The sequence below is a fragment of the Raoultibacter timonensis genome (assembly GCF_022845715.1).
GTDB lineage: Bacteria > Actinomycetota > Coriobacteriia > Coriobacteriales > Eggerthellaceae > Raoultibacter > Raoultibacter timonensis.
Genome location: NZ_AP025564.1, coordinates 1,360,821 through 1,383,521 on the forward strand (window position 1 = coordinate 1,360,821; position 22,701 = coordinate 1,383,521).

Sequence of the window (22,701 nt, forward strand, 5' to 3'; positions counted from 1 at the left end):
ACTCAGCATGGCGGTACAGACGAAGAAAAAGAAGAAGGGCTCGACCGACAGGCGCAACATATGGCTGCTTGTGGTCACGACGCTTCTGGTGGTGGGATCGATATTCCTGTTCACGCCTCCTGCGGAGAAGATCAACCAAGGACTCGACATCCAGGGCGGCCTTTCGGTCGTGCTGACCGCGAAGAGCACCGACGGGGGAGAGATAACCACCGAGGACATGGAGGCCAGCCGCGCCATCATCGAGAGCCGCGTCAACGCGCTCGGCGCTTCGGAGGCTACGGTCCAGGCTCAGGGAACCGATCAGATCCTCGTGCAGATCCCCGGCCTGTCGGATACCGAATCGGCGCTTAACACCATCGGGAAGACCGGCAAGCTCGAGTTCGCCCGTCTCGATTCGTTCACCGATGAGACGGTGAAGACGAAGATCGACAACGGCCAGTACATCACCCAGGAAACCTATACCGACGAAGCGGGCAACTCGCTTCCGTCCGGCAAGACGAGTTATCTCGAGGTGGAGCCCGGCACCTATACGCCGCTTGTCTCCGGCACGAACATCACGAACGTCTCGATCGGTCAGGGCAAAACCACGTCGACCGACTACGTGGTCAACGTGCAGCTCGACAGCGAGGGGGCGGCTGCGTTCGCCGAAGCCACCAAAGAGCTCGTTTCGACCAACGGAAAGATCGTCATCATCCTCGACGGCGAAGTGCAGAGCGCCCCCACCGTCGATTCCGAGATCCCCGACGGCAACGTGTCCATCTCGGGCAACTATTCGCTCGATGACGCCAAGGCGCTCCAGACCGTGCTCCAGAGCGGTTCGCTGCCCGTGAGCTTCGAGTACGCGCAGAGCCAGGTCGTCGGCCCGACGCTCGGCCAGGAAGCGCTGTACTCGGGCGTACTCGCCGCTGCGATCGGCCTTCTGGTCGTCATGCTCTACCTTTTGTTCTTCTACCGCGGTCTCGGGCTCATCACGGCCGCGGCCATGGCCATCTTCGCGATCATCTACCTCGGCATACTCGCTGCGCTGTCGGCATTCGGGCTGTTCAGCCTTTCCCTTGCGGGCATCGCGGGCATCGTGCTCACCATCGGCATGGCGGCGGACTCGTCGATCCTTACGCTCGAGCGGTTCCGTGAGGAGATCCGCATGGGGAGAAGCGTCCGCGCTTCCTCGATCACCGGCGTGCGCCATGCGATCGTGACCTCGGTCGACGCCGACCTCGTCACGCTCGTTTCGGCCCTGTCGCTGTTCTTCCTCGCCTCTGCCTCGGTTAAGGGCTTCGGGCTTACGCTTGCGCTCGGCATCCTCTGCGACATCGTCATGATGCTCTTGTTCAAGGCTCCGCTCATCCGCTTGCTCGCACCGCGCTCGATTGCGAAGCACCCCGGGTTCTGGGGCGTCAAGGACAGCCTTGCCGCTGCCGATGATTACAAGGCGCTCGCATCGGCTGAGGGCGAGGGCGTTGCCGCCGCCGAAGAGGGCGAGGCCCTCGACGCGAAAGCGAGCGAGGCGCTTGCCGAGTCGAACGACGGCGAGCGAGGCGCTCAAGCAGCCGAGGCGGCTGCGAAGCTGCGCGGCAAGTTCATCAAGCGCGATATCAATTTCCTCGGCCATCGCAAGGTGTTCCTGACGGTTGCCGCCGTGCTCGTGATCGCTTCGTTTGCGATTGTGGGCGTGAAGGGATTGAACTTCGGCATCGAATTCGTCGGCGGTACATCGGTGGCGTTCCATGCGACGGGCGATGTGACGACCGAGCAGATGCGCTCGGCATTCGACGAGGCTGGCGAACCCGACGCGGTCGTTCAGACGACGACGGCCGATGGCGAGGCGGGCTTCCTCGTGCGCACCACTACGACAAGCGCCGAAGAGGCCGCCGCAACCGCCAATAAGGTTGCAGGCGAGCTCGGGCTCGAAAGCGATAGCTTCGAGGTGACGACGATCGGTCCCGACTGGGGTACGAGCGTCATCCAGTCGTCGATTATCGCGTTTTTGGTGTCGATCATCCTCATCATCATCTACATCGCCATCCGGTTCGAATACAAGATGGGCGTCACGGCCATCATCGCGCTTCTCCACGACCTCGTGCTCGTGATGGGCATCTACGCGCTCGTGGGCCGCGAGGTCAACCCCAACACCATCGCGGCGCTGCTGACGATCCTGGGGTATTCGCTTTACGACTCGGTGGTCGTGTTCCACCGTATCAACGACAACATGCAGGAAACCGATATCAAGTGCACGTTCATGACGATGGCGAACCATTCGATCAACCAGGTGCTCGTGCGTACCATCAACACGACGCTCACCTCGCTGATCCCCGTTGTCGCGATGCTCCTGTTCGGCGGCGAGACGCTCAAGGACTTCGCCTTCGCCATGACGATCGGCCTCGTGTGCGGTTCGTACTCGTCGATCGCCGTCGCCACGCCGCTTTACGCCATGTGGAAGACGCGGGAGCCGCGTTACGCGAAGCTCGCGAAAAAGTACGGACCCGAGATCGGCCGTTTCGAGTTCGCCCACCCGAGCGTGAGCGCCCCGGTCGTTGCCATCAAGAAGGCCGAGGGCCCGAAGGCGGCGAAGGGAGGCTCGAGCGCTGCGGCCAAGAAGCCGTCGAATACGGGAAAGCAGGGGGCGAACGCAAAGAGCAACCATCGTTACCGTAAGAGTAAGAAGAAGCAGTAGCGCGTCGGAGCCGATTGCGCTGTTCGGGTGCGCGCCGTCCCGCGCGTGCCCGAGGGCTTGCATAGCGATTGAACGAACGCGGGCCTGCTGATGCGGGCCCGCTTGAGAGTGCGGCCCGCCGGTGCGGTCCGCATCTACGACTCGGAAGGAGCCGAATATGAGAGAGGGAAGCGCCCCGAATTTCTGTCCGCCCACCGAAGAGGGCATTACGTTCACGTTCGAGGACGAAGAAGGCGAGCTTATCGACCTCGAATTCCTCGGGTTGATTCTGCACGAGGATAAGCGCTACGGGTTCTTCTTTCCCGTCGACGAGGAGAACCCCGCCTGCTCGTCGGGCGAGGTCGTGCTGCTCGAGGTGACCGAGCTCGACGACGAGGACCAGCCTGCGGCGTTCGAGCTCGTCGAAGACGAAGCGATCGCTGCCGAGGTGTACGAGGATTTCCGCCGAGCGACGGCTGATCTGTACGATTTCGAATAGGGCGCCGTCAGGATCTCGGGTTCGGCGTACGGGTGCGGGATTCGGGCTGGCGCGCAGGTGTGCAGGTGCGCGGGCGCGCGGGCCGCATGTAGGATGCGCTTCGTCGGATGACGCCGTAGCCGCCGCTTAGCCGGCTGCCGGCAGATGCCCGATGTCAGTAGATGCCGGCTGCCGGAGATGTCGGATGCGCTTCGTCGGATGACGCTGGATGTCCGGCGAGCGCAGGCTTCCGGAAGCGCCAAATGTCCGCCAACCGCCTCCGTGCGAGGTATTTTTGATCCATGAACATGAGATGGCGTTCCCTATGCCTGGTCGCTTGATTCGGTGCTGCTAGATGGCTGAGAAAAACCTCGCACGGAGGCGGTTGGCGGACATCGAGAAGCGAAGATGGGTTACGATCGGGCGGTGCCGGCGGGTTTCGATGATCGGGCTTGCCTTCTCCGTTGGGACTTCGGGTGCGCGGCACTCGGACGCCAGTGCCCGAGTGCGCGGCGCGCTGCCGAACGCTTAGAACTCGATAGGCACCCAGCTGCCGTCGATATCGCACATCCAGGCTTGCGGCTCTTCGACCGAGAAGAACGTGAGCACGGGATCGTTCTCGCCTTCGTAGGTTTCGCCAAGGCCGCACATATGCTCGTATCCCGCACGGCGAACCTCTGCGTTCGCCTTATCTTCGAGTCCCGCTTTGCCGCGCAGGATGATCCAGCCGTGGCCCGGGTGCCAGCCGGAAAGTTCGAACTTGGGGTTCGCTTCGAGTTCGCGGTACACGTCTTTGGTGGTGGCGGTGCAGAACCAGATCTTGCCGTCCTGCTCGGCGGCGAAGCTGAACGGGCGCACGTGGGGTTGGTCGCCCTCGCAGGTTGCAAGGTACCAGGCGGGGATGTTGGTGAGGTAGTCGAGAACCTGTTCGTTTCCGGTCATGGTCTGTTCCTTTCTCGATGGGCTTTCTGCCCGCTTCTCGTGTGGTCGTGCGTTCTGCTCGGCTCGCGCGCGGCCCGCCTGGCCGCGCTCCTCCTTACAGCGGGATGAAGTTCGTAGAGAACACGACGGCGAACATGGCCGCAAGCACGATAACGGCGTTGCGGTCGAGCGCGCTGTAGTGCAGGGGTTTGAGCCGCGTGCGCCCCGGGCCTCCGTGGTAGCAGCGGGCGTCCATGGCCAGCGACAGCGTTTCGGCATGTCTGAAGGCGCTCGTGAACAGCGGGATCATGAGCGATGTGAGCATGCGCAGACCTCCCCTGAACGGGCTTGCGGCAAAGGTCGCCCCGCGGCTGATCTGCGCGCGGTAAATCGTTTGGAGCTCGGTTGTGAACTGGGGAAGGAACCTGAGCGCTATTCCCATGATCATCGAGAGCTCGTGGGCGGGAACGCCGATGCGCGCAAAGGGCTTGAGGAGGTACTCGAACGCATCGGTGATATCGAGGGTGGCGGTGGTGAGCGTGAGCAGGCTCATGCTCAAGAGCAGCAGAAACAGGCGTACGGCGATGAAGGCGGCCTGCACAAGACCCGCCTCGCTGATCTGGATGAACCACCACTGGAAGTACACGGTGCCGCCCTGCACGAAGAACACGTTCAGAAGCGCCGTGATGACGAGGATGAACGCAAGCGGCGCAATCGATCTGACGGCTTTGCCGAGCGGTATTTTGGCCAGCAGGAAGAACCCGGCCGTGAACGCCGCGCATACGGCGAGGCCGATGAACGATTGCGCGACGAAGATGTTCGCCATCACCACGAGCGAGAGCAAAAGCTTCGCCCGCGGATCCATCCGATGGACGGGGCTCGTCCCCGGCCAGTATTTGCCGAACATGGCTATTTCGGGCACGGTTCCTCTTTTCCCCCGCCGGTTCGAGCAGCCGTTCGGGTCTCGCCTTCGCCGTCCAGGGAAACCGGTTTCCCCTCGGCGCCGCGGTAGAGCGCAGCCAACGCGTCGGCGAGCGATGCGGTGTCGTAGAGCCTGCCGTTCAGGCCGATGCCCGCGTCCTTGAGGTCGTTTGCGAGCTTTTGGGCGGAGGGGACTCCCAGGCCGATCTCGCGCAGTTCGGAAGCGCGCGAGAACACCTCCTCGGGGGTGCCGAGCGCGAAGAGCAATCCTTCTTTGAGCACGAGGATCCGATCGCAATAGCGTGCAAGGTCGTCCATCGTATGGGAAACCATGACCACCGTGAGGCCGCCTTCGTGCAGCTCGGATATCAGCTTGAGGAAATCATTGCGCGCGGCGGGGTCGAGCCCTGCGACCGGTTCGTCCAAGATGAGTTTGGTCGGGCGCATGGCGAGCACGCCCGCGAACGCGACGCGGCGCTGCTGCCCGCCTGAGAGCTCGAAGGGGCTCTTGTCGCAGATATCGTCGAAATCGAGCGAAACCTGCGCGAGCGATTCGCGAACGCGCGCATCGACCTCGTCGGAGCCGAGTCCCATGTTGCGCGGCCCGAACGCCACGTCGTCGTAGACGGTGGCGGCGAACAGCTGGTGTTCGGGGTACTGGAATACGACGCCCACGTTGCTGCGCGCCGCGGCGGCCGCTTTCTTGTCGGCGATGTCGACGCCGTCGACGAGCACGCGTCCCGAGGTGGGGTGGATGAGCCCGTTCATGTGCTGGATGAGCGTGCTCTTACCGCTTCCCGTGTGGCCTGCGATGCCGAGAAATTCCCCGTCTTCGAGCGTGAAGGTGATGTTGCAGAGCGCCCACGTTTTGCCTTCGGGGTTTCCCCAGAGCGGTCTCGGGGCGTTTGACGCGGCGGCGTTCGTCGCATCTGCAGCGCAGGGCGCGATGTCGGCATCCGTCTGTCCGAGAGCCGGGGCGTCGCCGACGGCGGGGATCTCGGCAGCCTTTTTACCCCGCTTCTTCTTTGCGGGTGCGCTGTACGAGTAGCTTACCTGTTCGAAAGCAATTGGCATAGCTCCTCCTCAAGGCTTTGGTCGTCAACGTGCGTCGATACGGGCACGCCTCGCTTCTGGAGCTCGCGCGACAGCTCGCAGGCGAACGGTACGTCGAGGTTCAGGTGGTCGAGCTTTTCGGTTTGGACGAGCACCTCGTCGGGTGTGCCGTCGAGGGCGATCGTGCCTCCGTCGAGTACGACGACGCGATCGGCGAGCCCCGCCTCCTCCATGAAGTGGGTGATCATGACGATGGTCATGCCGCGCTCGTTGAGCTCTTTGCACACGCGCATGAGCCCGCGGCGGCCGCGCGGATCGAGCATTGCCGACGCCTCGTCGAGGATGAGGATCCGGGGGTTCATGGCCAATACGCCGGCGATGGCGACGCGCTGCTTCTGGCCGCCTGAAAGCGCGTTGGTCTCGTGTTTCTCGAACCCCTGCAGACCGACCTCGTCGAGCGAGAGCGTTACGCGCTCGCGCAGCTTGTCGGTGGGCACGCCGAGATTCTCGGGGCCGAACGCCACATCGTTTTCGATGAGGCTCGCAACGAGCTGGTCGTCGGGGTTCTGAAACACCATGCCCGCATTGCTGCGGATGAGGTAGGTGGCGGTCTCGTCGCGCGTATCGTGCCCGAGTATGGTGACGGTGCCCTCGTCGGGTACGAGCAGCGCGTTGATATGCTTGGCGAGGGTCGACTTGCCCGATCCGTTTCCGCCGAGTATGCAGACGAACTGCCCTTGGGGGATCGAGAGCCCGATGTCGCGCAGGACGAAGGTCTCGCCGTCGTAGGTGAAGCCCGTATGTTCGAATTCGATCATATGATTTCTTTCGGTTCGTGCGCGGCCGCCGCTCGGGCCGCCGCATCGATTGCTCTACTTGCCCTTTATCTGCTTCTTCTTCGGGGTGATGAGATTCGAGATGCTCTTGTACACGATGAGTGTCAGCACCGAGTTCAGCAGCGCCTTGAGCAGGTTGAAGGGAGTCAGTATCGGGATGATCATCGCGATGACCGCATCCATAGGAACGCCGAGCCACGCCGGGGTGATGATGAGGTTGCCGAGGATCGCGGCGAGCGTGGCGCAGACCGACGAGATCACGAGACCGACGATGGCACCCTTGAAGTTGTGCACCTTTTTGTAGACGAGCGCGGCGGGTAGGATGTAGCCGGTGACGACGATGATGTTCATGACCGCACCCGAGAAATCGCCGAGCATTATGCCGTGGATGACGGCTCCGATGATGCCGACCGACAAGCCGGCAGCAGGACCGTAGGCGAATCCGCACACCATGGCGGGCATGGCCGACGCGTCGTATTTGAGCCAGGTGGCGCCGGGAAGCAGCGGGAACTCGATGAACGAGAGGAGCACTCCGATCGCGCAGAGGAGCGCCATCGTCACAAGCTGACGCGTTTCCCATTTGTTCGTGTTGGTGAACTGGTAGCCGTTCGCTTTTTCTGCCATAGCAAACCCTTTCTCTTGCGAGCCCCGTACAGAGCAGGTATCGATTCCGGGCCCAGAAAAGAAACGAACCTGTATGAATTCTTTCATACAGGCTTCTCGGGTTTACAGGAACGCCCGCCTCGAAGCGATCGTCCCTGTAAGCTCTGCCTCTTCCATCCGGACTATAACCGTTGGTTTTGGAATCTCACCAAAATCAGCCTGCATACCCGATTACCGCGTTGCCGCAGATAATCGGTACCGCAGGGTCGCGGACTCTCGACGCGTTACCGAAAACCGGCTCGGTCGAATTACCGCCAGTGAGGAATTGCACCTCGCCCTGAAACAGAATTCATGGCCTGTATTGTATAGGGAGAGCGCCCGATGCGCAAGGGGGAGCTTGGCGTGGGGTTCGGGGTGCGCGGGTCTTCTGCGCCTCGCCGGGTCCGCATCGACGACGGACTGAGAGAGATCGAACTACGGCTTGTCGCTGTTCGCCATCTCGAGCTCGGATCTCTCCCTGTCAACGAGTTTGTAGAGTTCCTCTCGCGAATGGATGCCGAGTTTTTCGTAGATATGGTACGAATGGGTTTTGACCGTGCCATCTGAAATGCATAGCTTCTCGCGGATGTAGGGGCGCGCGTGTCCGGCGGCCATGAGCGCAAACACATCCTGCTCGCGTTCCGTGAGTCCATGTTTTTTCGCGATAGCGGAATAGGCGAGTCGCAATTGCTCGTCGGAACGCATGATCGCTTTCCTCACGATGCGCTGACGCTGCTTTTTGTCGATAAGCGTCGAGAACAGATAGCAGCAAACGAGCATGCTCACGTAGACGAAGACGGCTGAAAGGGGAATGGCGAAATCCTGTAGCGTTTCGGTTCCGATCGGTTGCGTTCCCAGGCTGCAGAGAGCGAATCCGAGGAAAACGGACATGAGGACTACCGCTTTTTCCGAGATCGCCAAGAACGCTTCGTCGAGTCCAATGTGCTCTTTGATGTCGGAAAGCTGGGTTGCGGAAAGGGCTATCCACGAAATCCACGCTATACACCCCGCCAGCAAGGGGAATGCATGCGACAGGTTTTCGAGGGGCAGCGCATAAGGAAATACGAGGGTGCCGAGCAGAATGAGCGGGGCGACGCGAAGAGCCGAGGATCCCGATCGCGCCTTGGCGGCAAGAGCCGCAAGCGTTGCGCCTGCGGCAGCGCACCCCGCGAGGCAGAGGGCTGGGGAGGGCGCGGGAAAACCGAGCGGTCTTACGAGTGAGGCGAGATAGAACAAAACGGCCATGCACAGGCCGAGAAACGCGCGATTGAGATAGAACGGGACGAGCATTCTGAGGCTATCGGGATCGGCTGCCCGCTCAAGCGTCGGAATGTGGGCAATACCGAGCAAGAAGGGGATGGTGCCCCCGTAACGCAGCAGCGCCGCAACGGGCGCTCCCCATGGCCCGATCGGTAAGAGCAATCCGAAATAATAGACTGCGAGGGCGATCAGCACGCTGAGGACAACCGCTTTTTCGGCGTCGTGCTTGCTCAGCGAAGTGAAAGCCAGTCCCCAGAACATGATGATGAACGCATGGTGGCACGCGTTGGTGAGCAGTGCGGCTATCTGGCCGACTATGCCCGACGCGGGGAACGCGAACAAGATGGCGTACAGCACCGATGCGGCGAGTCCGACGGCGGCAAGCGCCCATTGGCAGCGCGGCTTCATAAGCTGCTTGTGAAAGGCGAGCGTTATGCCGATCACCGCTGCGATCGCGAACCAGGAAAACGCAGGAGGCAGCAGCTCGTGAGCCGGGGAGGTTCCGATCTGGGGGCTCCATGCGGAGAGGTACAACAGCGAGGCGGCCCAATACAGTCCGCCCCCAACCGATATGTAAACTGTTTGCCCTAAGCGGCGGGTTGCTTTCATGATCCTCCCTATGCATGGATGAATCATATCATAACGCCCTCATCCCCCCGTCATGAGAAGGGACGCTCCCGCCAGGTGAAAGGAAGTTCAGTACCGAGTCCCGATTTTTCGCATGCATCGAACTGGGTAAGGTGAGCTCCGTAAAAGCGAGCCGGAAGCCCCAGTGCGTCGAGGCCTCCGGTAGCGCGGAATCTATCTTGCAAGGAGGGTAACCAATGAAAAAAGTGTCTGCAAAGCCTCTCGGGCGCCGAACGTTTCTCAAGGGTCTCGCCGTATCGGCGATAGGCGTCGCTGGGGCAGGCACGCTCGCTGCTTGCGCACCGGGCGAAGCAAGCGGATCGAGCGGCGAAGCGTTCGATTTCGCCCAAACCATAGCATGGGACGGCCAGTACGATGTTGTGGTTGTCGGATTCGGCTCTGCGGGCGCCGTAACCGCAAAAGCCGCAGCCGAAGAGGGCGCTTCTGTGCTGCTGCTCGACAAGGCCCCGCTCGGTCACGAAGGCGGCAACTCTCGCTACTGCGGGCAAACCTTCATGCATAGCAACGGCGACGAAGAAGCCGCCCGCTCGTATTTCGTTGACATGTGCGGCGTCTTGCCCGTTGCCGACGACGTTGTGGATACGTTTGCGAAAGGGCTTGCGACGCTCGAAGACGCATACGCAGAAGACTACGGGTTGGATAAGAGCGACTTCCGGACGGTAACCGAGCTCAATCCCGCATTCGCCTTCATGTGTCCGGAATACCCCGAGCTGTCCGGCGCAGATAAGATTTCCATGACTGCATTGCATGATGGGAATTCAGACGGGTATATGTGGCAGGTTCAGCGTGCCGGCGTCGCGTCGCTCAAGAGCCAGATCGACGTATGGTTCGAATCTCCCGCTCAACGCCTTGTGCAGGATCCGGTTTCCAAGACGGTCGTTGGAGTGGAGGTGCAGCGCGGGGGCGAAACGCGGATGATACGCGCTGTCAACGGCGTTGTTCTGACGTGCGGGGGTTTTGAGAACAATCCGGAAATGATCAAGGATTACCTTGGCCTGTCGAGCTGCGCACCGCTCGGCACCCTGTACAATACCGGCGACGGTGTGCTGATGGCCCAAGAGGTCGGTGCCGACCTCTGGCATATGAACTCGTACGAATCGATGATGCTGTTTGGCGGCATGAGCTATCTTGTAGACGAAGGCGAGCGCGGAACCAATCTGCCCCTTCCTGCTAAAATCTACCACGGAAGCCTCGTCCTCGTCGGTACGGCAGGGGAGCGCTACCTGCGTGAAGACGAGCTGCCGCGGCACGGCAAGATGAAGATCAACGGCGTGTGGAAAGCCCCCAAGCACCCATCGCATTGCTATCTGGTGTTCGACCAAGCGCAAGCCGACGCCCTCAACGCAAGCGGCCGCATGAACGCCGAGCGCTTTTCCGAGGCGCGCTCGGCTGCAACGATTGAAGAGCTGGCCCTATCGGTTGGGATGGATCCCGATACGCTCGCGCAGACCATCAAGGATTTCAACCGTGCCGCCGAAGAAGGGTACGATCCCGCCTTCAAGCGAGCGCCCGAATCGATGCGCGCATTTGGCGAAGGCCCTTACTATGCATTCGAGGTCATGCCCGACATCCTTAACACCCAAGGTGGACCGCGCCGCAACGGGCGGGCGGAAGTGCTCGATCGCGGCGGCGATCCCATTCCCCATCTGTATGCAGCGGGCGAGTGCGGTGGTATCGCATCGAACATGTACCAAGGCGGAGGCAACATGGCCGAATGCATGATCTTCGGCAAGATCGCCGGCAAGAACGCGGCTTCCGCCAAAGATCCCTTGCCCGCCTATGCGGTGTCTGCGGTCGAGGCGCCTCTAGCCTATACGCTGGGCGTCGAATCGGATTTGACGGAGGAGACGACGTACGAAACAGCTGAAAACGAATACCTCGGAAAAGGGCAGGGCATAGGTGGCGAGATCGTAGTGAAGGTGACCATGGACGGCTCTTCCATGGCCGCAATCGACGTTCTTGAGCAGAGCGAAACACCCGATATCGGCGGCAAGGCGCTCGAGACTCTGCCCCAGGCGGTTCTCGACGCTCAGTCTGTTGACGTCGATGCGGTGAGCGGTGCAACTACGACGAGCAACGCGTTTTTCACCGCTGTATCGGAAGCGTTGTCGCAAACTCAATAGAAATAGGCTGCTGATTGCGGGGCCCCTTTTCGTCCCTCGGGTTTTCGCTCGATGGGCGCGTTGTCAGGGCGGCCCCGCTTTGGGCTTTCGCGCGCGTCGATCGCGCAGCCGGGAGAGCTGCTCGTCTGCATCGCGTTTGGCGAAAGGAGCTTTTTCGCTCCCTTAGATCAACGATTTCCATCGAAGGCCGTGACTGCAAAGATCCGTTGCGCTGGACTGCGCTTCGGGCCATCCCGTACGGCGGCGGTTGCGGGGTTTTGGGGAATTCAACAGGAGAATATGTATTCTTTGCCCCATTCTATGAGCTGTTGTATGATGGCACGAAGGTAGATTAAACGCACCAGGAGTCTTCCATTATGGCTTTTGACAACGATTCGAACAATCAGGGCGATCAACCGGTAGGCCGCCACGCGGCCGGCAACCATGCCCGCAGGCAACCTCAACCGACCCAGGGCATGCCGCCGCAGGGCAATGCCACGCAGCGCCGTCAGCAGCAAACGGGAGCGTTTTCGCCCGTCGTGAGCGCAGCGGATGTCAGCCGCCCCGGCAGGGGCAAGGGCAACGGCCAAAACCCTTACATGAACCTCGGCCCGAAAAAGCGTTCGGGCGTCAAGGTCGCCGTTATCGCCGTGCTCGTCATCGTCGTGTTTCTCGGAGCTCTTGCCGGTCTCGAGTTCGGCCTCAACGACGGCAAGGTCCACCACGGCGTCAAGGTGCAGGGCGTGGAGATCGGCGGCATGAGCAAAGCCGAGGCGACAAGCGCGCTGCAGGCCGCCCTCGATTCGAAGCTTGCAGGTGCGAGCGTGCGGGTTACGCCGAGCGCCGATGTCGTCAAGCGGCTCGAGGAAAGCACCGTCAACGATACGAGCGGCGAAGCGTCGGGCGAGGCCGAGCCGCCTGCCGACGATGCTGCTGCCGACGGGGCGCAAGGCGATGCTTCCGACGCGGGCGCAGAGGCTCTTTCCTGGTCTTTCTCGGCAGCCGACCTCGGTGCGCACGTTGATGCCGCCGCCCTTGTCGACGAGGCGATGAACGTGGGACGCATCTCGGGTCTCGACGATTTCGTGAGCGGAGCGGGCGAGAGGATCCAAAGCTGGTTCGGCCAGGTCGATATGCCGGCTACCGTCGAGTACGATCAGGCGGCGCTCGAATCAGCCCTGGCCTCCATCGACGACGCCATCGGCGTGAGCATGGTGAACTGCGGCATCTCCATCAACGCCGACGGCGTTGCGCAGGTAACGGCCGGGCGCGTCGGCGAAAAGGCCGATCCCGAAGCGTTCGCCCCCAAGGCGACCGCCATGCTGCTCGGCACGTCGACATCGCCGTTCGAGGTCCCGATGACCGATATTCCCCTCGATATCGATTCCGGCGAGGCGCAGGCTGTAGCCGATTCGATCACGGCGGCAATTGCCGATCCCGTAACGTTCACCTACGGCGACGATTCGTGGCAGATCTGGGCTCCTATGCTCGGCGAATGGACGAAGGTCGAGGTCGAAGGCGAAGGCGACAACGCGAAGCTCGTTGCTTCCATCGACGCGGCCAAGGCCTACGACGGCCTGCAGGGGCAGATGGGGTCGGTCGGCTACGGCACGGCGGGCAATGCGACCTTCGACGTGTCGAGCGGCGTGCCCGTCATCACGGGCGGCACTCTGGGCATCGGCCCCGACATCAAGACGGGCGTCCATGCGCTCGATGGCATGCTCTACGGCGGCAGCGAGGCGGGCGATCGCACGATCGCGCTCGAAGAGGCCGAAGTCGAGCCCGAGATCACCGCCGAGGATGCCGAGAACATGGGCGTTGTGGAGCTCATCACCTCCTACAAGCTCGGCTACGGATCGAACGGCGGTACGAACCGCGAGTATAACATCGAGCTGTGCCTCGATACGCTCAACGGATCGCTCATCGCTCCCGGCCAGAATTGGAACTGGAACGAGATCGTCGGCAACTGCGACGAGGCGGCCGGCTACAAGGAAGCCAACGTCATCGTGAACAACAAGTACGAGAAATCCTCGGGTGGCGGCATCTGCAATGTGGCGACGGGCGTGTTCAACGCTGCCTACGAGGCGGGCCTTCCCATCGTCGAGCGTACGAACCACAGCCTGTACCAGCCGAACTACCCGCTCGGGCGCGATGCCGCCGTATCGTGGGAGTACCCGACGCTCGTCTTCACCAACGACACCGATCACTACATCCTCGTGACCGCCTCCTACGATGGCGTCGATATGACGATCAGCATCTGGGGTACGAGCCCGCACCGCACGGTGGAGAGCGTGAACAGCGATTGGTCGGGCAACGACAAGGACGGCAAGTCGATCACGAACTACCGCACGGTGAAAGATGCCGACGGCAACGTGATCTCGGAGGATACGTTCCCTTCGTACTTCCCGCCCGTACCGGAGGAAGACGACTAGGAAAGCTCAAGTATCCGAACGGCTTCGGGTTGGCAGCAGGTCTGTGAAGACCTGCAGATTCCGCTGCCGAATCGCCGCCGTTCGGGTACAATCCTCAAGCTATGATCGAATTACTCAACACTATCGACAGCTTCGTGTGGGGGCCGGCAATGATCGCGCTTCTGCTCGGCAGCCATCTGTTTCTCACCGTTAAGACGGGCTTCATCCAGCGTAAGCTGCCGAAGGCCATCAAGCTCTCGTTCACCTCCGATGCGGGTGCCGAGGGCGATATCTCGCATTTCGGTGCTTTGGCAACCGCTCTCGCTGCAACCATCGGCACCGGATCGATCGTGGGCGTGGCGACCGCCATCCTCGCGGGCGGCCCGGGCGCGGTGTTCTGGATGTGGCTCACCGGCGTATTCGGCATCGCGACCAAGTACTCCGAGGTGTTCGCCGCCATCAAGTACCGGGTGAAAGACCATAAGGGCGAGATGCTCGGCGGTGCGATGTTCATATGGGAACGCGCCTTCAAGCGCAGGGACGGCTCGACTCCTTGGTGGGCCCGCATCGGTGCGGTGGCCTTCGCGGCGTTCGCCGCCATCGCCGCGATCGGCACGGGCTCTGCGGTGCAGGCGTCAGCCATGACGGGCATCATCGTCTCGAACGCGCCGTGGATTCCCGTGTGGATCATCGGCATCGCCATCGTCGTGTTGGTTTCGGTGGTCATCTTCGGCGGCGTGGAATCCATTTCGAAGGTGTGCGAGAAGCTCGTGCCGTTCATGGCCGTCGCCTATGCGCTGGGATGCGTCGTCATCCTCGTTTTGAACGGCCCGTACCTCGCCGATGCGGTCGGACTCATCTTCGAATGCGCGTTCACGCCGAAGGCCGCCTTCGGCGGCGCGGTGGGCTCGGGCCTCATGATGGCGCTCCAGTTCGGCTGCGCCCGCGGCCTGTTCTCCAACGAGTCGGGCCTGGGCTCGGCCCCCATCGTGGCTTCCGCTGCCGCAACGCGCAATCCCGCCCAGCAGGCGCTCGTCGCCATGACCGGCACGTTCTGGTCGACGGTGGTCATCTGCGCGCTCACCGGCGTCGTACTCGTTTCCACGCTTGTGGCCCACCCCGATATTCAGGCCGAGATCCTTGCGAACCCGACGCTGTTCACCGGCGCGCAGCTTGCAAGCACGGCGTTCGCGAAGATCCCCTTCGTGGGCACCCCGATCCTCGTATTCGGCATGGTGGCGTTCTCCTATACGACGATCCTCGGATGGTCCTACTACGGCAACCGCTGCATCACGTACCTGTTCGGCATGAAGGCGATCGTTCCCTACGAGATCCTTTACGTGGCCGTGGCGTTTCTCGGAGCCATCGGGGTGGGGGATGTGGTGTGGACCGTATCGGACATCGGAAACGCGCTCATGGCCATCCCCAACATCATCGTCGTGCTGCTGCTTTCGGGGCTCGTTGCACGCGAGACGCGTCACTACGTGTACGAAGGCAACCTTGACGAGGTGGACGAAACTCCCATTCCGGTGGTCGCGGGGAAGTAGTTGCGCAGCATGGCGGGCTGTTCCGCCCGGCGGCCCGCGCCTTCGCCCACTGGCGCTGCATTTCGATCGAAACGGAGCTGCACGTCGCGCTTTCGCCGCCCGTATGGCGCCGTTCCCCCCGTACTTGGGTACGAATTTCGACGTTGTTAACAAACCGCCATGTGGTGACTGTCTATAATGTGCGCTATTACTTTAGCGCGGAAAAGTGCTTATACCGAAACGGTATTCCCGGCTTGTCTCAGCCGATGCCGGCAATCGGTTTCGGCGTCGGCTCTCTTCGCGTTTCTGTGGGGAAGAACGCAATCGAAGAGAAAGGGGTCTGCATGGACATCGTTCAGCTTATCAACGATATCGACGCAGCGGTGTGGGGACCTCCCATGATCATCTTGCTTTTGGGGTCGCATCTGTTCCTGACGTTTAGGACCGGGTTCATCCAGCGCAAGCTTCCGAAGGCCATCAAGCTTTCGGTTACCAAAGATCCGGATGCGGAAGGCGACATCAGCCAGTTCGGCGCCTTGACGACGGCACTTTCGGCAACGATCGGAACCGGCAACATCGTGGGTGTGGCGACCGCCATCCTCGCGGGCGGCCCGGGCGCGGTGCTCTGGATGTGGCTCACTGGTGTGTTCGGCATCGCCACCAAGTACTCCGAAACCTACGCGGCGGTCAAGTACCGCGTAAAGGACCACAACGGCAACATGCTCGGCGGCGCGATGTATGCGTGGCGCCGTGCGTTCGAGAAGAACGGCAAAGCCCCGTGGTGGGCTCTGCTCGGGGCGGGGGCCTTCGCCCTGTTCGCCGCCATTGCCTCGTTCGGCATCGGCTCGGCTGTGCAGTCGAGCGCCATGACCGGTATCATCACCGCCAACATGCCCGGCATCCCGACGTGGGGCATCGGCCTCGCCATCGTCATCATGGTGTCGATCGTCATCTTCGGCGGCATCAAGATCATCTCGAAGGTGTGCGAGAAGCTCGTGCCGTTCATGGCCATCGCCTACGCGTGGGGCTGCATCGTGATCATCGGCATGAACTGGGAGTACGTATGGCCCGCTATCTGCCTGATCTGCGAGTGCGCGTTCACGCCGAAGGCCGCCTTCGGCGGCGCGGTGGGCTCGGGCCTCATGATGGCGCTCCAGTTCGGCTGCGCCCGCGGCCTGTTCTCCAACGAGTCGGGCATGGGCTCGGCTCCCATCGTGGCTTCCGCGGCAACCACCCGCAACCCCGCCCGTCAGGCGCTCGTGTCGATGACCGGCACCTTCTGGGATACCGTCATCATCTGCGCGCTCACCGGCATCGTGCTCGTTTCGACGATGATCGCGAATCCCGATATCATGACGAGCGGCCAGATTACCGCGGGCGCCGATCTGACGAGTGCGGCGTTTGCGAAGATCCCCTACATCGGCACGCCGATCCTCATCTTCGGCATGGTGCTCTTCGCCTACTCGACGATCCTCGGCTGGTCCTACTACGGCAACCGTTGCGTCACCTACCTGTTCGGCAAGCGCGCCATCCGTCCGTACCAGGTGCTCTACGTGGTTGTCGCCTTCCTCGGCGCCATCGGCATCGGAGACTTGGTCTGGACCATCTCCGATATCACCAACGCGCTTATGGCCGTTCCCAACATCATCGTCGTGCTCGCGCTTTCGGGTCTCATCGCACGCGAGACCAAGCATTACGTGTGGGAGAACAACCTCGAGGAGAAAGACGAGACGCCCATCCCGGTGCTCGACAACAAATAGGGAGCGTTTCGCGGCGCTGCTGCCGCGAAACGCGCTAGGCGTCGGCCGTCGGACTCAGGTTCGGCGGTCGACGCTTGTGTTGCGGCTTCATGGTTGCGCGTACGGCTGGAATCGGCATGCAGCCCTTCGGGTGCCGAGCCGGGTCGGCACGCCTGCGGGGCCGCTTGGCGCTCAGGGCCCGAATGGGCGCATTTCGATGGCGGCTCAACGGCTAAGCCAGGCTAACATACGGGTTTTTGCTCATTGTGCTGCTGATTTGAGTCCCACGGGGCAGACTGCCGGCCCGAAAACAAGCGTCAAAAACAGCTGTGAAGGTGCGTAAAGCTTTGAGCAGGCAATACGCTTGTAGAGAAAAAGACTCGACAGCTTGTCCATTTCCATAATGCAACACAACGAACAAAAACCCGTATCCGGCTTGTCTGCTGCTGGGAGTCAAAGTCGACATACTATCATTTTCGGGACGGCTGCAAACGCCGTTTTTCTGTGAACAAGCGCCGCCCGATGCGGCGCATCGGTCTGCACCTCCTCGTTTCGCCTGATCAAAAAGCCCTCTACCCAACGCGGTATGAGTATCCTCAAACAAAAATGAATAGCGGTATTACCGCGCTTCGTATGACCTGGCTTTCGAAAGTTCATAGGGGTCATGGTAAGGCCGGTGTCCCGATGATCCTATGCTCCGTCTCGTCCATGAATGAAACGTGGACGCACGGTTCGAGTTGCATGGACTGTTCCATGCACAAGAGGCGAGAGGAGCATTATGTCGATGAAAAAGGAATGGAAACGCGTTCAGGATGATGGCACCACCATCTTCAGGACCTGCGCCTGGTCTCCTCCGGGCGAGCATCCGGTCGGATGGGGCATGGAGCTGACGGTCGACGCAGAGGGCAACCTCATCAAGGTCGAGGGGGACAAGGAGCATCCGATCTACCAGGGGCGCCTGAACGCCACGGGCCTCGATTTGGTCGAGTACGTGAACCATCCCGACCGCATCATCTATCCCATGAAGCGCGCCCGCGAAGACCGCGGCAAAGACAAGTGGGAACGCATCACGTGGGACGAAGCCTACGATATCATCGAAAAGAACGTCAAGGAGATCAAAGCGAAGTACGGCGCCCGCTCCATCATGGTGCATGGGGGGACGGGCCGCGAAGCGGTCATGTACAGCTATCCCCTCGCGTTCTCCGTGCTGCAAACCCCGAACTATTGCTATTCGCAGTCGGGCTGGTCGTGCTACGGACCCCGGACGACGGTATCCGACTTCATCCTGGGCGCCGGGTATCCCGAGATCGACTACGCGGGCTTCTTCGAGCAGCGCTACGACGATCCGCAGTACGTCGTGCCGGACTACATCGTATGCTGGGGCAAGGCGCCTCTGGCGTCGAACCCCGACGGCCTGCACGGCCACGCGCTCGTCGATCTCATGAAGCGCGGAACCAGGATCATCTGCATCGACCCGCGCATCACGTGGCTCGGCTGCCGCGAAGGCAACTGGACGATCCAGATCAAGCCGCAGACCGATACGTGTCTGGCGCTCGGCCTCATCAACATCATCGTCAAAGAGGATCTCTACGATCATGACTTCGTCGAGAACTGGTGCTACGGCTTCGACGAGCTCGCCGAGCGCGCCGCCGAGTTCCCGGTCGATTACGTGTCCGAAGTGACGTGGATCCCCGAAGACCAGATTCTGGAACTGGCCCGCTACCTCGGTACGCATCATCCGGGCGCTATGGCTTGGGGCCTCGCCATCGACCAGCAGTCCAACGGCATCCAGGCGGGTCACGCCATCCTCGCCCTTGCGGCCATCACGGGCAACCTCGACGTTCCCGGCGGGCTCACGGTCGGCGCACCCAACAGCTTCATGGGCAAGTGGCGCATGGACAGCCGCCAGTTCGTCGCCGAAGAGGATTGGGCGCAGCGCATCGGCGCCGAGGAGTACCCCGCGCTCGCCTACACCCATGCCACCACCCATCCCGACGTAACGCTCGACGTGCTCGAGACGGGGGAGCCGTACCAGATCCACATGAGCTGGTTCAATTCGACGAACCTCATCGCCCCCACCAATTCGGCTCAGCCGCATCGCTGGTACGAGGCTCTGAAGAAGGTCGATTTCGCGGTATGCACCGACCTGTTCATGACCCCGACCGCGATGGCGTTCGCCGATGTGTTCCTGCCCCTGTCGGCCTTCCCCGAGCATGACGGCATCGTGCTTCCGCACTACGGCCGCAACTCGGTGTTCTTGGGCTGCATGAACAAGGCGTCGAAGCGCGGCGAGTGCAAATCGGACCTCGAGATCGACCTCGAGCTGGGCAAGCGCTTGAACCCCGAGGGCTGGCCCTACGATTCGGTCGAGGACTTCTTCGATTCGCTCTTGGTACCCGAGTACGGGTTCACGTTCGACGACCTGCGCCAGATCGGCTGCTACCAGCCGAGCTACACGTACAAGAAGTACGAGAAGGGCATGCTGCGCCCCGACGGCGAGCCCGGTTTCAACACCGTGACCGGCAAGGTCGAACTGTACTCCATCGTGTACGAGGCCTGGGGCGAGGATCCGCTGCCGTACTTCGAGAAGCCCCGATGGGACGAGACGAGCCATCCGGAGCTTGCCGAGAAGTACCCGCTCATCATGACCACCGGCGCCCGCGACTACGCTTCGTTCCATTCCGAGCATCGCCAGCTGGCCCAGATGCGCGAGATCACGCCGTGGCCCGTTGTCGAGATCCACTCCGAGACCGCTGCGCGCTACGGTATCGAAGAGGGCGATTGGGTCGAGATCGAAAGCCCGTTCGGCAAGGCGCGCGAAAAGGCGCACATCACCGACATCATCGACCCGCGCGTCGTGCACACCCGCCACGGCTGGTGGTACCCCGAGCAGGACGGCGAGGAGCCCAACCTGTTCGGAGTGTGGAAATCCAACATCAACGAGCTGCTCCCGCACAAGGAGATCGGCAAGTTGGGCTTCGGCGCTCCCTACAAGGGCGTGATGTGCGATATCAAAAAAGTTGACGGACTGAGCGACTAGACGGAAGGAGAAGCAGATGAGCAAGGATTTTGCACTGCTTGTGGACTATAAGTACTGCTCCGGCTGCCATAGCTGTGAGGTCGCGTGCAAGAACGAGCATGGCTTCGAGATCGGCAAGTACGGCATAAAACTTCTCGAGACCGAGCCGATGAAGATAGGCGAGGGCGCAGTAGACGCCTGGGATTGGATCTACCTTCCGGTTCCGACGGCGCTCTGCGACCATTGCGCAGCGCGCTTGGAGAAGGGCGAAGAGCCGACGTGCGTGAAGCACTGCCAGTCGTTCTGCCTCGAATACGGCAGCTTGGACGCCATGCAGAAGCGTGCGGCAGAGCTCGATCACAAGGTTGCCGTGTACCTGCCTTAAACCGAGAACGGAGGAATGTCATGACGATTGATGAGTTGCTGGAACTCGACGACGATGCCCAGATCGAGTATCTGAACGGCCAGTTGGACGAGGGCAAGTCGGTTGACGAAATCTGCGCCGACCTCTCGACGAACCGCATGGATATGGCTCGCGTTGGATTTTTCGTGGTGAAGAACCGGTTCATGCTGAAGCCGACCCGCGGATACGCCCGTACGAAGCCTACCAAATTGGGCTGATCGGCTGGCAGTTTTTGCAGCAAGCGCTGCGCCGGACCGAACCGGGTGCGACGCAGCGCACAACCGAAACTCCCGAGAGAAAGGTATATACTTACCATGTGTTTTAGACCCGCTGACGCATCCGCCACAGGGCCTTCCGCGTGCCCCAGTTGCGGCAAGACCATCCAAAGCATGGGTGGCATAGCTTTGAAGAAATGTCCGTTTTGCGGGGTGGAGCTCTCCGCCGCGCCCGAGCCGCAGAAGCCGGCTCCCGCGGCACCTTCTTCCGCTCCGTCCGCTCCGTCCGCTCCGAAAGCGCCTGGTGCCCCCGCCGCGCCTTCGGCTCCGAAGAATACTCAATAAACGCGGGCGGCAAGGCTATTCAGGTTAGGAGAAGCCATGTGCGGTTATTCGTGTACCGGCTGCGGAGAATGCAAGGGAACCGGAAAGCGCAAACAGATCGTTCCAAGGGGATTGTGCCAACACTGCGGCACGCTGAACGGACCGCGCGCTCTGGTATGCGCTGCCTGTGGGAGAAAGCTTCCCCCCGCGCAGGGGCGCACGGGAGAGCCGCTGCGTTCGAAACCGCACTGAGCTTCGACGTTTACCACTATCTGCTTCATTTGATTGGAAGGGGATTTGTATGGAAATGACCAGTGGCAAGGCTGCAAAGCCTGTCAAAGAGGCTGTTCCGAAAGGCGCGTGGGCGATACTGATCGCTGTCTGGATCGTGGCGATCGCGGCACCTCTGAACATGTTCAAGCCTGCGACGATCTCGGTCGAGATCATCCAGGCGCTCAGCATTCCGGGATCGTCGTACGGTTGGATCATGTCGGTGTTCTCCATCATGGGTTTGATCCTGGCTTTTCCCGCAACGGGGCTCGTGTACCGTTTCGGGTTGAAGAAGTCCCTGGCGGTTTCCGTGATATCGCTGTTCGTGGGATCCCTGATGGGCGCATTGTCGACCAGCTTCGAAATGCTGCTCGTATCCCGCGTCATCGAGGGCTGCGGCATGGGCTTCATCGGCGTGGCGGGCCCAACGGCCATCAGTCTGTGGTTCCCGAAGAGCCGGCAGGGCTTTGCGGTAGCCGTGTTCCAGACATGGATGCCGCTCGGCACGCTCATCACCATGAACCTCGCTCCCGTGATGGCGGCTTCGATGGGGTGGAAGTCGGTATGGTGGCTCGCGTGCGCGTACTGCGTGGTCGCGTTCATCGTACTCATGGTGTTTTTCAAGGAGCCGTCCAAAGAAGTCATGGCGGCGACCGCCGGAAAACGCATCGAGGATGTGGGCAAGGGCAACAAGTTCGCTGCGTTCAAGAACCCTTCGCTGTGGATCCTCTGCATCATGTTCCTCGTCTTCGCCCTTACCACGACGGGCACCACGAGCTCCTATTGGTCGCTGTACCTGCGCGAAGTGGCGAGCATCGACGCTTCCGTCGCGGCCTTTGCGGTAAGCCTCTGCACGGTGCTCGGCGCCGTCGGCATCCCGTTCGGCGGATGGCTCTCCGACAAGCTCGGTACGCGTAAATGGATGATCGTCGCGGCGTGGGTCGTCGTGCTCGTGTTCCTCTGGTTCGCGTTCTCCACGGTCGATCTGACGCTCATCTACGTGATCGCGGTCGTAAACGGCTTCTGCCAGGGCTGGATTCCCGCCATGGTGCAGACGTCCATCCCCGAGATCCTCGAGGATCCTTCGCAAAACGCGATGGGCATGGGCCTGATGAACGTGTTCCGCAACGGCGGCAACATCTTGGGCGGTATGGCGCTCGGCTACTTCGTCGGCCCGTTCGGCTGGTCGCTCGGCTCGCACATCCTGTGCCTGCCCCCGATCATCATCGTTGTTGCGCTCATGCTGATCATCACGCGTAAGACCCTTCGATAACGCAATT

General features: G+C 61.4%; 16 protein-coding genes and 1 riboswitch. Of the genes, 10 read left to right on the forward strand and 6 right to left on the reverse strand.

Annotated features, from left to right (window positions below):
* The first annotated feature begins 7 nt into the window (after positions 1 to 7).
* Positions 8 to 2,674: a protein translocase subunit SecD gene (gene secD / locus MWL89_RS05375; RefSeq protein WP_244412029.1), complete on the forward strand. Its 2,667-nt coding sequence runs from the start codon at positions 8 to 10 to the stop codon at positions 2,672 to 2,674.
* 157 nt (positions 2,675 to 2,831) lie between these two features.
* The gene (locus tag MWL89_RS05380) at positions 2,832 to 3,152 is read left to right on the forward strand and encodes a DUF1292 domain-containing protein (protein ID WP_102378658.1); all 321 of its coding nucleotides are present in this window, start codon (positions 2,832 to 2,834) and stop codon (positions 3,150 to 3,152) included.
* A gap of 507 nt (positions 3,153 to 3,659) precedes the next feature.
* Here MWL89_RS05380 and MWL89_RS05385 read toward each other — a convergent pair.
* The 6 genes from MWL89_RS05385 to MWL89_RS05410 all read right to left on the reverse strand — a co-directional run bounded on the left by MWL89_RS05385 (position 3,660) and on the right by MWL89_RS05410 (position 9,373).
* A complete protein-coding gene (locus MWL89_RS05385; protein ID WP_244412030.1) occupies positions 3,660 to 4,073 on the reverse strand; it encodes a pyridoxamine 5'-phosphate oxidase family protein in 414 nt (137 codons plus the stop codon).
* 94 nt (positions 4,074 to 4,167) lie between these two features.
* Complete coding sequence (locus MWL89_RS05390; protein WP_244412031.1) at positions 4,168 to 4,974, reverse strand: energy-coupling factor transporter transmembrane component T family protein; 807 nt, start codon at positions 4,972 to 4,974, stop codon at positions 4,168 to 4,170.
* Positions 4,962 to 6,047 (reverse strand): energy-coupling factor transporter ATPase, encoded by a 1,086-nt coding sequence (locus MWL89_RS05395; RefSeq protein WP_244412032.1) that lies wholly within the window; start codon positions 6,045 to 6,047, stop codon positions 4,962 to 4,964. The genes MWL89_RS05390 and MWL89_RS05395 overlap by 13 nt, the downstream gene beginning before the upstream one ends.
* Positions 6,023 to 6,844 (reverse strand): energy-coupling factor transporter ATPase, encoded by an 822-nt coding sequence (locus MWL89_RS05400; protein ID WP_102378654.1) that lies wholly within the window; start codon positions 6,842 to 6,844, stop codon positions 6,023 to 6,025. Before MWL89_RS05400 ends, MWL89_RS05395 begins: the two co-directional genes overlap by 25 nt.
* Positions 6,845 to 6,898: 54 nt before the next feature.
* On the reverse strand, positions 6,899 to 7,486 hold the full coding sequence (locus MWL89_RS05405) for an ECF transporter S component (RefSeq protein ID WP_244412033.1): 588 nt from the start codon (positions 7,484 to 7,486) through the stop codon (positions 6,899 to 6,901).
* A 140-nt stretch (positions 7,487 to 7,626) separates the two neighbouring features.
* Positions 7,627 to 7,814: riboswitch (FMN riboswitch) on the reverse strand.
* Between the two features lie 125 nt (positions 7,815 to 7,939).
* On the reverse strand, positions 7,940 to 9,373 hold the full coding sequence (locus tag MWL89_RS05410; RefSeq protein WP_244412034.1) for a response regulator transcription factor: 1,434 nt from the start codon (positions 9,371 to 9,373) through the stop codon (positions 7,940 to 7,942).
* A 215-nt stretch (positions 9,374 to 9,588) separates the two neighbouring features.
* Between MWL89_RS05410 and MWL89_RS05415 the strand changes: the two genes are divergently transcribed.
* The 8 genes from MWL89_RS05415 (at position 9,589) to MWL89_RS05450 (ending at position 22,694) form a co-directional block, all read left to right on the forward strand.
* Positions 9,589 to 11,535, forward strand: coding sequence for an FAD-binding protein (locus tag MWL89_RS05415; RefSeq protein WP_244412035.1), 1,947 nt, complete (start codon positions 9,589 to 9,591; stop codon positions 11,533 to 11,535).
* 356 nt (positions 11,536 to 11,891) lie between these two features.
* Positions 11,892 to 13,946 (forward strand): VanW family protein, encoded by a 2,055-nt coding sequence (locus tag MWL89_RS05420; RefSeq protein ID WP_244412036.1) that lies wholly within the window; start codon positions 11,892 to 11,894, stop codon positions 13,944 to 13,946.
* 101 nt (positions 13,947 to 14,047) lie between these two features.
* The gene (locus tag MWL89_RS05425) at positions 14,048 to 15,472 is read left to right on the forward strand and encodes an alanine/glycine:cation symporter family protein (RefSeq protein ID WP_244412037.1); all 1,425 of its coding nucleotides are present in this window, start codon (positions 14,048 to 14,050) and stop codon (positions 15,470 to 15,472) included.
* Positions 15,473 to 15,795: 323 nt separating this feature from the next.
* Positions 15,796 to 17,211, forward strand: coding sequence for an alanine/glycine:cation symporter family protein (locus MWL89_RS05430; RefSeq protein ID WP_102379575.1), 1,416 nt, complete (start codon positions 15,796 to 15,798; stop codon positions 17,209 to 17,211).
* Positions 17,212 to 17,968: 757 nt separating this feature from the next.
* Positions 17,969 to 20,230, forward strand: a complete 2,262-nt coding sequence (locus tag MWL89_RS05435; protein WP_244412038.1) for a molybdopterin-dependent oxidoreductase — start codon at positions 17,969 to 17,971, stop codon at positions 20,228 to 20,230.
* 16 nt (positions 20,231 to 20,246) lie between these two features.
* Positions 20,247 to 20,594, forward strand: a complete 348-nt coding sequence (locus MWL89_RS05440; protein ID WP_102378650.1) for a 4Fe-4S dicluster domain-containing protein — start codon at positions 20,247 to 20,249, stop codon at positions 20,592 to 20,594.
* 20 nt (positions 20,595 to 20,614) lie between these two features.
* Positions 20,615 to 20,830, forward strand: coding sequence for a hypothetical protein (locus tag MWL89_RS05445; protein WP_102378649.1), 216 nt, complete (start codon positions 20,615 to 20,617; stop codon positions 20,828 to 20,830).
* Between the two features lie 622 nt (positions 20,831 to 21,452).
* A complete protein-coding gene (locus tag MWL89_RS05450; RefSeq protein WP_102378647.1) occupies positions 21,453 to 22,694 on the forward strand; it encodes an MFS transporter in 1,242 nt (413 codons plus the stop codon).
* The last annotated feature ends 7 nt before the right edge of the window (positions 22,695 to 22,701 follow it).

Coding starts and splice junctions, on each gene's coding strand:
- MWL89_RS05380 (WP_102378658.1), top strand. CDS start 2,832: ATGAGAGAGGGAAGCGCCCCGAATTTCTGTCCGCCCACCGAAGAGGGC.
- MWL89_RS05395 (WP_244412032.1), bottom strand. CDS start 6,047: ATGCCAATTGCTTTCGAACAGGTAAGCTACTCGTACAGCGCACCCGCA.
- MWL89_RS05415 (WP_244412035.1), top strand. CDS start 9,589: ATGAAAAAAGTGTCTGCAAAGCCTCTCGGGCGCCGAACGTTTCTCAAG.
- MWL89_RS05400 (WP_102378654.1), bottom strand. CDS start 6,844: ATGATCGAATTCGAACATACGGGCTTCACCTACGACGGCGAGACCTTC.
- MWL89_RS05385 (WP_244412030.1), bottom strand. CDS start 4,073: ATGACCGGAAACGAACAGGTTCTCGACTACCTCACCAACATCCCCGCC.
- MWL89_RS05445 (WP_102378649.1), top strand. CDS start 20,615: ATGACGATTGATGAGTTGCTGGAACTCGACGACGATGCCCAGATCGAG.
- MWL89_RS05440 (WP_102378650.1), top strand. CDS start 20,247: ATGAGCAAGGATTTTGCACTGCTTGTGGACTATAAGTACTGCTCCGGC.
- secD (WP_244412029.1), top strand. CDS start 8: ATGGCGGTACAGACGAAGAAAAAGAAGAAGGGCTCGACCGACAGGCGC.
- MWL89_RS05410 (WP_244412034.1), bottom strand. CDS start 9,373: ATGAAAGCAACCCGCCGCTTAGGGCAAACAGTTTACATATCGGTTGGG.
- MWL89_RS05430 (WP_102379575.1), top strand. CDS start 15,796: ATGGACATCGTTCAGCTTATCAACGATATCGACGCAGCGGTGTGGGGA.
- MWL89_RS05425 (WP_244412037.1), top strand. CDS start 14,048: ATGATCGAATTACTCAACACTATCGACAGCTTCGTGTGGGGGCCGGCA.
- MWL89_RS05405 (WP_244412033.1), bottom strand. CDS start 7,486: ATGGCAGAAAAAGCGAACGGCTACCAGTTCACCAACACGAACAAATGG.
- MWL89_RS05450 (WP_102378647.1), top strand. CDS start 21,453: ATGGAAATGACCAGTGGCAAGGCTGCAAAGCCTGTCAAAGAGGCTGTT.
- MWL89_RS05420 (WP_244412036.1), top strand. CDS start 11,892: ATGGCTTTTGACAACGATTCGAACAATCAGGGCGATCAACCGGTAGGC.
- MWL89_RS05435 (WP_244412038.1), top strand. CDS start 17,969: ATGTCGATGAAAAAGGAATGGAAACGCGTTCAGGATGATGGCACCACC.